Below are 11,670 nucleotides of genomic sequence, written 5' to 3'. Positions count from 1 at the left end.
CGGGGCCCCCCCCGGGGGATGGGTACGAGGTCAGTCGGTCGGAAGCAGGTCGCTCGTGATCCAGGCGGACGGATCACCGCCGCCTTCGAGCAGATCACCCTTGACGTACGCGTCGTAGATCTCGGTCCAGTAGTCGTCATCGTTCTCGAGCAGGCCGACGGCTTCTGTCGAATCGATCCATGTCTCGGTCGTGTACGTCTCGAGGGCCTGAACCGCGATGGCATCGTCCTTCAAGGCTGCGAAGTCCCAGTCGCCGCTGTCGCGCAGCGTGGTCAGGACGTTCGCGAAGTCGTTCTCCCGATCATCGATGAGCTCCTGGGTCGCTTCCTTGATCGCAGCGAGGAAGCGTTCGATGTCCTCGACCTGGTCGGGGTCCTCGAGGTTCGACTTCGTCGTGATCCAGACCTGACGCTCCGGAGCGTCGACCAGACCCGCGGGGCTCGACACGGCATCCTCGTTCTGCTCGACGATGCCGATCGATGTGTCGAGGCTGACGACGTAACCGTCGAGCTGGCCCTGCTTCACCAGCTCGTAGGTGGCTGACGTCACCGGCACTGCCTGACGGGTCACGGAATCGCGCGGCACATCCGCGTCGTCGAGGGCGAAGTTGAGCATCTTCTCGCTCGTGCCGCCGACGGAACCGAGGCCGATCACCTTGCCCTCCATGTCCGCTGCGGACTCGATCGGGTTCTCCTTGGTCGAGATGACGCGCAGATTGCTGCGGTAGGCCATGGTGCCGATGCCGACGATGGGCTGACCGGATTCCATCCCCGGCATGACGTCGACAGTGCTGACCCGGGTGATCGGCGTGGCGCCGCCCAGCAGGGTCTGGATGGCCGCAGAAGTGCCCTGCACCGGCTGCAGTTGCACGTCGAGACCGTGCTTCTCGAAGATTCCGGCCGAGTACGCGTACATCTCGGGTGTGAAGGTGAACGACTGGAGCGGGAGGAACGAGACCACGACGATCTTGTCGAGATCGGCCGGCGTGTCCTCGTCGCCGGCTGCGGATGTGCCGCTGTCTGCACCTGCACAGCCAGCGAGCGCAAGCGATGCCGCGATGAGCACGGCGGTCGCAGCGCGAAGGCGCGAGCGGGAAGACCAGGGGCTGTGTTTCTGCGCTGCTATGGGCATTTTCGACTCCTGTGTCGGATCGTCCTGTCCGCAACTCTGCGGTCGGTTGGATCAGTCTGCCGACCATGATTCGCGAAGGAAACAGGTCTTTTTACTGGATGAAATCAGTCGGCGAAACTGATGACCGCGCAAATCATTGAAGCACTGTTATGACGCCGCTGTTCCCGTCGACACGCAGCAGATCCCCGGTGCGAATCACGTCGAGCGGATTCGGGGCGGCCTCCACGACAGTGGGGACCCGCGTGACTATCGCTCCCAGCACGGCTTTGGTCGTGATGACGTTGAAGACCATCGCGGCAGGGGCGGTGCCCATGAGGCGTGTCGACTGGAAGAAGCCCGACCAACCCGACGAGCCTTTCGCTCCAGGGAACACCAGGACCTTGCCGGTGAAGCACACGCCGAACAGCTCGTGCCGCGGCTCGATCACGGTGCCGGTCGCGACATCGATCCCACCGAATCCCGAGATCGGGTCGTGTGTGACGAGCGCTTCCGCCTCGACGACACCGGGCACGATTCCGCGGCCGCGCAGCTCCACCGTCACGCGAGCTCCCCGCGCCACCGGCCGGTGACGGCTGCATCCACGCACTCGTCGAGCGTGCCGAACCACGCCTCGATTCCGAGGATCGCCGGCAGGTAGTGCGCTTGCTTCGCTGAGTCGGTCGCGAACACGCGGGTGCCGGGAGGTGCAGCACGCGACATCGCCGGGCACGAGTCGGTCAGGACCTTGCCGCCGGCGCGTGTGATCGTCTGCGTGTATCCATTGCGGTCCGCCATCGTGCGAAGAGCCCGCGGAGTCATGACCCAGAGCTCGGTGCCTTCGTGAAGACGCCGTCCCTCGAGCAGATGGGCGACCTGCGCGATCTGGTCGAGCGAGGCGTGCGGGCAGCCGAGAAGGATGAAGTCCACGTCATCGCTGTCACCCTGGGCGTTCAGCGTCTCGTACGCCCAGCGTCGCTCGGCGTCGCCGTAGCGGATCGCCTCCGGAACCGTGCCTCCACCGAACGCGGCCTCGAGCGTGGGAGCTTCAGGAGTGATTCCCGGGATGTGGTAGATCTCCACTCCGCCGGATGTCGCGGTCGCGGCTCCGAAGTGCTTGAGGTCGGCGAGGTCGGGCTGAGCCAGTGAGCCGACGATCGCCGGCCGAGCTTCTTGCACGACTTCACCGACGTAGTAGCCCAGCAGACCCCACTCCTGGAAGGTGTCTATGCTCGTGTCGGCCTGGAGAAGGTGAGTCGCATACCTGTTCTCGGTGAGGTGATTCCCCCAGTACGGGATCTTGCCCGTGAGCGCAGCGGCCCCCGTGGACGCGCCGCCTTCGCAGTTGGTCCGCGCACCGAGAACCGAGTTGGCGTAGACGACGGCCGAGGACTCCATCCACGCGACGTGCTCGCCGCGCACCGGGAGATTGCCCACCTGGTAGGGAGTGCACGTGGCCAGGACGTTGACCCCGCGCTCCGAATAGTAGGACTCGGCGTCGGTCTGCAGTTCGATCGACTGCTTCGGATAGCTCGTCAGCCCGTCCGCATCTTCCGCGAAACCGTGCTGCAGCTGGCACGTGGGCACTTTCATGCGAGGGATCTCGAAGTCATCGTCGCTGTCGAGGTTGATGACGGCATAGGCCTTGGCCCAGCCCTTCTCGCGCACCAGCTGAGCCTTCGCCGGCGAAGGCTGCGTCATCGTTCCCGCGACATTGCGCGTGTTCACGAGGCGCTCTGCTCCGAGCGCGTCGCCATAGCGGATGAGCAGGTCCATCGCGGCCGCGACCGCGTCGCCCTCTGCGCCATCGCGCATCGAGCTCTCCTCTTCAGTGAGCTTCATCGCCACTCCTCGAGTCGTGTCGCGGGGCCTGCTACGCCTCGATCTTGGTGGATGAGAACGGGATCGCACGAGGCGGGTTTAGCGTGAACACCTCGACGACGGCCGAGACTCCGGCGTTGTCGGCACCCGCGACGATGATCTGCACGTTCGTGGGATGGCTGAGCAACCGCACCCGATCCGGGGTGTCTGTGCCGCTCGCCGTGTCCGATGTCGAGTCGGGGTGGTCGGCAGGCAGGCGCCAGCGAGTCTTGTTGGACAGTGCTTCTTTGCCCACCCGCGCCAGGTCTTCGCGATCGCGGACGGCGTTCTCGAAGATGTATGCCCGCAGATCGTCCTTGCTCCAACCGGCGTTCGCGAACATCGCCGCGTGCTCGGGCACGAGCACGAGCAACGTCGACGTGTACTCGTGGATGAGTGCGCCGGTACGGCAGATCGTGTCGACGAAGTCGAGGGCGAGTTGCTCGGGAATCATCGTGTGACGTGCCTCGATGTGAATGACCGAGCGGATGACGAACATCGTCGCAACGTTGTCATCGGCGCCGAATCCATGCTCGACGGCGAATGACGGCCATGGGCTCTGCTCTTCGTTCTCGCCTACGACCGCGGTGTACTTGGAGGGGTTGCCCTGCGTGGCCTGGTCGAGTCCGTGCGGGTTGAGACCGAACACGTTGATGAGGCCGAGGCGGACGGCTCGCCCGATCGTGGCGTTCGATCGGAAACCCGAGCCGAAGATGTTGCCGCGGCTGTTGATGTCCAGTTCGCCTCGGACAGGACCGTTGACGACGAGGAACGGTGCTGTTCCGGTCGTCGACTGCCAGATGCCGCGCGCGGGGTGCGGCTCTTTCGCGACGGACTCCCACGCGGCGACCACGACGGGAAAGTACTCCGGTCTGCATCCGGCGAGCGCAGCGTTGAGTGCGGCGAGGCGCACGGTGATGCTGCGGTTGAGGTGTGCGACGGTGAACAGCACCTCGTTCGGGTCGCGGGTGACGGTTGCGAGGAACTCCGCGAGATAGGACTCCGTCACGGGCACGACGGGCAGCCCATCGGTCCACTCGTTCTCCCAGTAGTAGTCGAGCGCCTTGCGGATCTCGTCCGAATCGACTTCGTGCGTGCTGGACACCGTGACAGACATGCGTGCAACTCCTTCGTATCCGCGGGGACCCACCCTGCGAGGTGCAAGCAATCTCGCATACGCCTGGTCGGGCCGTCCGTCCCGGTTTCACTGGGCGAAAAGCTTCGTGTCGTGACGTCTCCGACACGGCAGGATGGCCAGAGCACCCTCAGGTAAGGAAGCCGGAAATGACAGACAACTCCTCCACGGCGGCAGAGACGACGCGCGTGTTCACCACGATCGATGAGGTCGGCGACATCACCGGTCGCGAGTTCGGTCCCTCGACATGGCGCGCCATCCCGCAGGAGGACATCGATGTCTATGCGCAGCTGTCCGGCGACGACAACCCCATCCACGTCGATGCTGAAGTCGCTGCGAGGTCGCAGTTCGGCGGACGCATCGCTCACGGGATGCTGACGCTGACGATGGTGGTTCCGCACCTGCGCGAGATCTACCGGGTCACCGGAACGACGACCGGCATCGTCTACGGCTTCAACAAGATCCGATTCCCCACCGCCGTACCGTCGGGCGCGAACATCCGTGTGCGCGGCACGGTCGCGCAGGTCGAAGAGGTACCGGGGGGCTGGCAGGTGACTCTCGCCCTCACCTTCGAGGTGGAAGGCGCGACGAAACCGGCAGTGGTCGCCGAACTCGTGCTCAGGCACTACCGATGAGCCGCGTGGACGCCGCCGCCGACATCCGGCTCGACGGCCGGGTCGCGATCGTGACGGGTGCGGGTCGGAGCCTCGGGCGTGCCTACGCGACAGCTCTCGCCGACGCGGGTGCCGCCGTGGTCGTCAACGACGTCGACGCCGCTTCCGCGGCGGAAGCCGTGGCCGAGATCAAGGAGCGCGGCGGTACCGCGGTCGTGTCGGTCGGACCCGGCGGGCCGGCCGAGACCGCCGAGCAGCTGGTGGAGGACGCCGTCACGGCGTTCGGCCGACTGGATGTGCTCGTCGCCAACGCGGGCGTGCTGCGCGATCGTGTGCTGTGGAAGATGTCCGATGATGACTTCGACGCGGTGGTCGCGACCCACCTGCGTGGCACGTTCACCACGGGTCGTGCCGCTGCCATCCGGATGCGCGAACAGGGCGAGGGAGGGCGTCTGATCGTGATCGGCTCGCCCGCCGGGCAACTCGGCTCGTTCGGTCAGACCAACTACGCGGCAGTGAAGTCGGGTCTGGTGGCGATGGCACGGACCTGGTCGCTCGAGCTCGCCCGCGCCGACATCACAGCCAACGCCGTGATCCCGATCGCCATGTCGCCGATGACCGGCACGATCCCCGCGTATGCCGAGCTGTACGAGCGCTACCTCGCGGGTGAGCCGATTCCGAGAGAGATCCGACGGGAGAAGGGGCTGGGTAGTCCGGAGGATGTCGCACCGCTCATCGTCTGGCTCGCCTCGGACAGGTCGCAGTCGGTGACCGGACAGGCGATCGGCATCGGCGGGGACAGGATCTCGCTGTACTCGCACCCCACTGTGCTCGACGAAGAGTATTCCGACGGCGGGTGGAGCGCCGCCGGCATCGACAGCGCGTGGCGCGAGCGCTTCGCCGCGCAGGCGCAGCCATCCGGCCCGCGATCGCGTACGGGGGCAGTCCAGTGACCCGCATCCACTACTCGGACCTCTGGCAGGGCATCGCACGCGAAGTGCCTGAGCGCACCGCGATCATCACTCGCGACAGCGAGATGACGTGGTCGCAGTTCAGCGCCGAATCCGGCGCGCTCGCCCGCTACCTCATCGAGGAGTGCGGTCTGCAGACGGGCGACGCCGCGGCGACTCTCCTCTACAACCGCCCTGAGTTCCTGACGTTCACCTGGGCGTGCCTGGCCACCGGCGTCGCTCCTGTCGCGTTGAACTACCGCTACACGGCGAGCGAGGTGCGTGCCCTCCTCATCGATTCCGACTCGAAGGTGCTCGTGGCTCCGGCATCGTTCGCGGCCATCGCGGTCGAGGCGGCTGCCGGGCTCGGCATCCCGATCGTCGTCGTCATGGATGACGGCGACGCTGCGATACCCGGCGCCGTGCGTTACGAAGACATCGTCGCGCGTGGAGGCTCCATGCCGGCCGAGGCTCCTGCCGGCGCCGACCTGCGGCTCTACACCGGCGGGACGACGGGCGCCCCGAAGGCGGTGGTGTGGGATCTCGACACCCTGCTGGACGCCCGGCGGCAGTCCACCTGGGGCGTCATCGGGATCGAGCCGCCGAAGACTCTCGACGACGCGATCGCCATCGCGGCCGATCCAGGAACTCCGAAGGTCGTGACTCTGCCGATGAGCCCGATGCTGCATGGCACCGCGCAATCGATGACGATGGGATCCCTCTCGCTGGGCGGCACGGTCGTGCTGCATGCCCGACCGAGCATGGACGTCGCCGAGGCATATCGCCTCATGAGCGAGCACCGCGCGACACGGCTCATCGTCGCGGGTGACGCGCTCGCGCTGCCGCTCTCCGAGATCGCGGAGCTGAACGGCGGGCTCCCGCACGTTCGGTGGATCTTCTCGTCAGGCATGCGGTTCAGCGACGACGTGAAGCACCGCCTGCACTCGTTGGGTGACCTCGAGATCATCGATCTGCTCGCGTCGAGCGAAGGCGGTCCGTTCGCGTTCGGCATCACGAAGAGCGTCGATGACCTGCCGGCGCGTCTCGCGCTCACCCCTGGCGCGGTGCTGCTCGACGAGGAGTACAACGAAGTCCCGCTCGAGGCCGGGGCGCTCGGCATCCTCGGTTTTCGAGGAGTGCTGCCGAAGGGTTACTACGGAGACCCGGTCAAGACCGCGAAGACGTTCCTGCAGATCCGCGGCCACCGCTACGTCGTTCCCGGAGACTGGGCGCGCTCGAACGGCGACGGAACGATCGATCTCCTCGGCCGCCTCTCCGCCGTCGTGAACACGGGCGGGGAGAAGGTGTTCCCCACCGAGGTCGAGCAGGTGCTGCTCGACCATCCGAGTGTCGGCGACGCGATCGTCTTCGGGCTGCCGCATCCGCGTTTCGGCGAAGCCGTGAGCGCCATGGTCTCGCCCGCCGAGGGAGCCGAGATCGAGCCCGTCGATCTGCTCGAGTACGTCGGCGAGCGCCTCGCCGGCTTCAAGAAGCCGCGGCACCTGTTCGTGCGCGCGAGCCTCGACCGATCGCTCACGGGCAAGGTGGAACTCGCCAGAGTGAAGGAGGACGCGATGCGTGAACTGCAGGAGCTGGGCGCATGAGCCCGATCCCCGGATTCGATCCGGACACGCTGACGGCGATCGATGTGCACGTGCATGTCTCCGTCGACTCCACCGGCCGCACGGCATCGCCTCCCGCGCTCACCGAGGCGCTCGCGAAGTACTTCAAGAGCACCGAGAAGCCGCGCGATGTCGATGCCACAGCGGCGTACTACCGTGAGCGGCGAATGGGTGCGGTGGTGTTCACGGTCGATGCGACGACGAACCTCGGCCATGCGCCGAACAGCGTCGACGAGATCGTGGAGGGTGCCGCGCGCAACTCCGACGTGCTCATCCCGTTCGGCAGCGTCGACCCTCTGCAGGGTGAAGCCGCTGTGGAGGAGGCACGCCGTCAGGCGGCGATCGGGGTGCGGGGTTTCAAGTTCCACCCGACCGTGCAGGCGTTCGATCCGTCCGACCCCGCGTACACACCGCTGTTCGGCGCCATCGAGGAACTGGGCCTGCCGATCATCGTGCACACAGGGCAGACCGGTGCCGGTGCCCAGCTGCCCGGCGGGTGGGGCTTCCGGCTCGGCCTGTCGAATCCGATGCTGCTCGATGACCTTGCCGCGCGGCATCCCGAGATGCAGATCGTCATGGCTCACCCGAGTGTTCCCTGGCAGGATGAGCAGCTCTCCGTGGCGACGCACAAGGGCAACGTGTGGATCGAGCTCTCGGGCTGGTCCGCGAAGTACTTCGCGCCGTCCCTCGTGCGCGCCGCGCGCGCCTACCTCAACGCGAAGACCCTGTTCGGCTCGGATCTCCCCGCGCTGACGCCCGACCGCTGGCTCGACGATTTCGCGAAGCTGGAGTTCCCGGACGCCGCCGTCCAGGCCATCGTCAAGGACAACGCCGTGCGTCTCCTCGGTCTGCGCTGATGTCCGACGCCCCGCCGACGGACCTGCTCGGTTACGTCGACGAACTGCTGACGTCGTCCGAGCGCACGAAACTCCAGGCGCTGCGCGACCTCCTCGAGGAGCGCGCGCGTCCGCACCTCGCCGACTGGTGGGAAGCAGGAGAATCCCCTGCGCACCTCAGGGGCGAACTCGCCGCGCTGCATCTGGAGGACGACCCCGCACTTCTCGACGCCGATGGCCGCCTGAGTCCGGCATACGTGGGCTTCAAGCACTTCGAGTTCCAACGATTCGACGCGTCGATAGCCACGCTGTACGGAGGGCAGGTCGGCATGTTCCGCACGGTCGTGCGCGAGGGCGGATCCGCCGAGCAGGTGGCGCGTCTCGATCCGCGCATCCCCTCGTTCGAACTCACCGGATGCTTCGCGCTCACCGAACCCGATCACGGCTCCGATGTCGCGCACGGCATGGAGACTGCGGCGACGAGAGACGGTGACACATGGCGTCTCACCGGGCGCAAGCGGTGGATCGGCAATGCCGCGCTCTCCGATGTGCTGCTCGTCGTGGCGAAGGACGCCGCTGACGGCGCGGCGAAGGCCTTCCTCGTGCCGAGGGAGTCTCCTGGAGTGACCGTCACTGACATCCGCGGCAAGATCGCGCTGCGCATGGTGAGAAACGGTGACATCACTCTCGACGATGTGCAGGTGCCGGAGTCGGATCGGCTGCAACGGATCAACTCGTTCAGCGACGTTTCCGCAATCCTCGCCCAGCTGCGGTACGTGATCGGCTGGAATGCGGCAGGCATGCAGATCGGCGCCTACGAAGCAGCGCTTCGCTATGCGCTCGCTCGGCACCAGTTCGGGCGGCCCATCGCGGGTTTCCAACTGATTCAGGAGAAGCTCGCGCGCATGCTGGGCAACGCGACGGCGACTCTCGCGTTCGCGGTACGACTGACCGACCTGAAGTCCCGAGGCGCACTCACCGAGTCCGTCGCGGCACTCGCGAAGACCTGGGCTGCCGATCGTGTACGCGAGACCGTCGCACTCGGCAGGGAGATCGCGGGTGCGGAGGGGATCCGCGTCGACCACGACCTCGCCCGATACTTCACCGATGCTGAAGCGGTGTACACCTATGAGGGCACGCATGAGATGAACTCTCTCATCGTCGGCCGGGCGATCACCGGTCTTTCGGCATTCACCCGGTGACCGGCGCGCGGCGCGCAGGAGGAGATCGCAATGGAGTACACCCGACTGGGTGCGAGCGGCCTGACCATCTCACGCCTCGTGCTGGGCTGCATGAGCTACGGCGAACCGGGGCGTGGCGGTCACGGCTGGTCGCTCGCCGAGGAGGATTCCCGCTCGTTCTTCCGCGAGGCCGTCGAAGCGGGGATCACGACGTTCGACACCGCCAACGTGTACTCGCTCGGTTCGAGTGAAGAGATCACCGGACGGGCACTGCGCGAGTTCACGACTCGCGACCAGGTGGTGATCGCGACCAAGGTCGCCATGCCGATGGGCTCGGGTCCGAATGACCGCGGACTGTCACGCGGGGCGATCATGACGCAGATCGACGCGTCGCTGAGGCGTCTCGGTACGGACTACATCGACCTGTACCAGATTCACCGGTTCGACTCCCGCGTCCCGATCGAGGAGACCATGGAGGCGCTTCATGATGTCGTGCGCGCTGGCAAGGTGCGCTACCTGGGCGCGTCGTCGATGTGGGCCTGGCAGTTCGCCCAGATGCAGCACGCTGCACGTCAGAACGGCTGGACGCCGTTCGTGTCGATGCAGGATCAATACAATCCCATCATGCGCGAGGAAGAGCGCGAGATGCATCCGTTCTGCGCTGCGACCGGCGTCGGTGTGATCACCTACAGTCCTCTCGCACGTGGTCGGCTCTCGCGTGCTCACGGTGCGCAGAGCGATCGGCTGGGATCGGACGAGACGGGCGCGAAGCTCTACCTCCAGGACGAGGCATCCGATCGCGCGATCGCGCACGCCATCGCGGCCATCGCCGACGAGCGCGGCATCACCCGCGCGCAGGCGGTCCTCGCGTGGCAGTTCACGAAGCCGACCGTTTCGGCCCCGATCATCGGAGCGACGAAACCGAACCACCTCTCCGACGCCGTGAGCGCCCTTGAGATCGCACTCACCGCTGACGAAGTCGCGCGCCTCGAGGCGCCGTATACGCCGCGAAGGGCAGAAGGCTTCGTCTGACCCTGCTCATTCCGCAAGATCGCCGAAGCCGGCAGCGGCGAGCGAGCGCGAGATCGAGGTCGCTGTCAGACGGATCAGGTGCACCATGCCGCGGAGGTCGCCCGTGTTCACGGGGTACGAGAGCGAGACCGAGGCGATGACCGAGCCGTCCACTCCTCGGACGGGGGCGGACACGGCGACGTTCTCGAGGTCGACCTGTCGGTCGCTCACGGCATAACCGGTGCGCTGGATGTCAAGGAGCACCCGTTCCAGTTCCGCCGGGTCCGTGTAGGTGTACGGGGTGTACGCGGCCAGTTCGCCTGCGAGCACTTCTTCCCGGATGTGCCGCGGTGCGTAGGCGAGCAGCACCTGCCCGATGGCGGTGATGTGCAGGTCGTAGCGGGCGCCGACGACGGGCCGACGCGGCGTGGTGCGGGGGTTGTGGAACCGCTCGATCGAAACCAGTTCGGTGCCCTCGCGGATGGCGAGGTGCGTCGCGAAGCCGGTCGTCTCGTACAGGTCGAGAAGGTACGGACGTGCGTACCGCTGCAGGCCGACCGAGCGCGGTGCACGGGACGCGACTTCCCACAGCCGGAGGCCGACTCGGTAGCGACTGTCGGCATCACGCTCGAGCGCGCCCCATTCCGTGAGGCGCTGAACGATGCGATAGCACGTGGCGATCGGCAAGCCACTGTTGCGGCTGATGTCCGACAGTGCTTGACGCGCGCGATGGCCCTGGAAGGTGCCGAGAATCGAGAGTGCCCGATCCACGACGGAGCGAGACCCGGCTTCGGGATCGAGGACCTTCACTGGCGCCATCGTCATGACAGCAGGATACTCCCGTTTGTACGCTTTGACACCTATCAGTACGCTGAGCGTTCACTATTGACGCGAAACGGCGGTCGTCGAGGCGGAACGGCGCGTCGATCACTTCGGAAGGTCTTCCATCAGGTGGAAGGGTCGGATGCTTCGACCCCTGCGCAGTCGGAGAGTGGAGGCGCCGGCCGGCGGCAGGTCTCGATCCGGCGGCAGGTCTCAACGAGGAGGACGCATGATCATCGACGCCCATGCCCACGCGATTCCGGGGACCTTTCCTCTGCGGGAAGGGTTTCCCGCGATGGAGCCGATCGATGCCGACACGGCGAGGACCCTCGTGTTCGGCACCACCCGGTTCCGAGCCCGCGCGACGTTCTTCGACGCGGAGAGCCGTATCGAAGCGATGGACTCCTCGGGGGTCGATCAGGAGATCGTCTCGCCGATGCCGCCACTGCTGAACACCACCGTCGACGCGCATCTCGGGCGCGACATCTCCCGCTACGTCAATGAATCGATGGCCGAGATCGTCGCGGGGGGG

The 11,670-nt window shown here is 66.3% G+C and carries 12 protein-coding genes; 7 read left to right on the top strand and 5 right to left on the bottom strand.

The features are described from left to right. Nucleotides 1-30: 30 nt before the first annotated feature. From ACNPNP_RS13235 to ACNPNP_RS13220, 4 genes are all read right to left on the bottom strand, one after another. Nucleotides 31-1,131 (bottom strand): ABC transporter substrate-binding protein, encoded by a 1,101-nt coding sequence (locus tag ACNPNP_RS13235; protein ID WP_448966501.1) that lies wholly within the window; start codon nucleotides 1,129-1,131, stop codon nucleotides 31-33. Nucleotides 1,132-1,264: 133 nt separating this feature from the next. Beyond that, the gene (locus ACNPNP_RS13230) at nucleotides 1,265-1,672 is read right to left on the bottom strand and encodes an aconitase X swivel domain-containing protein (RefSeq protein ID WP_448966500.1); all 408 of its coding nucleotides are present in this window, start codon (nucleotides 1,670-1,672) and stop codon (nucleotides 1,265-1,267) included. Continuing rightward, entirely contained in the window at nucleotides 1,669-2,949 is a 1,281-nt protein-coding gene (locus tag ACNPNP_RS13225) for an aconitase X (protein ID WP_448966499.1), read from the bottom strand. Before ACNPNP_RS13225 ends, ACNPNP_RS13230 begins: the two co-directional genes overlap by 4 nt. A 31-nt stretch (nucleotides 2,950-2,980) precedes the next feature. Further along, nucleotides 2,981-4,084, bottom strand: coding sequence for a hypothetical protein (locus ACNPNP_RS13220; RefSeq protein WP_448966498.1), 1,104 nt, complete (start codon nucleotides 4,082-4,084; stop codon nucleotides 2,981-2,983). Between the two features lie 167 nt (nucleotides 4,085-4,251). Here ACNPNP_RS13220 and ACNPNP_RS13215 point away from each other — a divergent pair, with 167 nt between their 5' ends. From ACNPNP_RS13215 to ACNPNP_RS13190, 6 genes are read left to right on the top strand one after another with little or no spacing between them, the layout of a single operon-like run. Then, on the top strand, nucleotides 4,252-4,737 hold the full coding sequence (locus ACNPNP_RS13215; RefSeq protein ID WP_448966497.1) for a MaoC family dehydratase: 486 nt from the start codon (nucleotides 4,252-4,254) through the stop codon (nucleotides 4,735-4,737). Beyond that, nucleotides 4,734-5,669 (top strand): SDR family oxidoreductase, encoded by a 936-nt coding sequence (locus ACNPNP_RS13210; protein ID WP_448966496.1) that lies wholly within the window; start codon nucleotides 4,734-4,736, stop codon nucleotides 5,667-5,669. The genes ACNPNP_RS13215 and ACNPNP_RS13210 overlap by 4 nt, the downstream gene beginning before the upstream one ends. Next, the gene (locus tag ACNPNP_RS13205; protein WP_448966495.1) at nucleotides 5,666-7,270 is read left to right on the top strand and encodes an AMP-binding protein; all 1,605 of its coding nucleotides are present in this window, start codon (nucleotides 5,666-5,668) and stop codon (nucleotides 7,268-7,270) included. The genes ACNPNP_RS13210 and ACNPNP_RS13205 overlap by 4 nt, the downstream gene beginning before the upstream one ends. Beyond that, entirely contained in the window at nucleotides 7,267-8,145 is an 879-nt protein-coding gene (locus tag ACNPNP_RS13200; protein ID WP_448966494.1) for an amidohydrolase family protein, read from the top strand. The genes ACNPNP_RS13205 and ACNPNP_RS13200 overlap by 4 nt, the downstream gene beginning before the upstream one ends. Further along, a complete protein-coding gene (locus ACNPNP_RS13195) occupies nucleotides 8,145-9,326 on the top strand; it encodes an acyl-CoA dehydrogenase family protein (protein WP_448966493.1) in 1,182 nt (393 codons plus the stop codon). Before ACNPNP_RS13200 ends, ACNPNP_RS13195 begins: the two co-directional genes overlap by 1 nt. Before the next feature lie 30 nt (nucleotides 9,327-9,356). Next, nucleotides 9,357-10,337, top strand: a complete 981-nt coding sequence (locus ACNPNP_RS13190) for an aldo/keto reductase (protein ID WP_448966492.1) — start codon at nucleotides 9,357-9,359, stop codon at nucleotides 10,335-10,337. A gap of 6 nt (nucleotides 10,338-10,343) precedes the next feature. Here the strand turns inward: ACNPNP_RS13190 and ACNPNP_RS13185 are convergent, their stop codons facing one another. Beyond that, nucleotides 10,344-11,141 carry an IclR family transcriptional regulator gene (locus ACNPNP_RS13185; RefSeq protein WP_448966491.1) on the bottom strand — a complete coding sequence of 266 codons (798 nt, stop codon included), beginning with the start codon at nucleotides 11,139-11,141 and terminating at the stop codon, nucleotides 10,344-10,346. 226 nt (nucleotides 11,142-11,367) lie between these two features. On the opposite strand from ACNPNP_RS13185, the gene ACNPNP_RS13180 reads away from it, so the two are divergent. Next, nucleotides 11,368-11,670 (top strand): amidohydrolase family protein (locus tag ACNPNP_RS13180; protein WP_448966490.1); only part of this gene is annotated, 303 nt, incomplete at its 3' end.

Source organism: Microbacterium xerophyticum (assembly GCF_053543555.1).
Note: the sequence above shows the minus strand (reverse complement) of the source record. Positions and strands in the feature narration are given on the sequence as shown.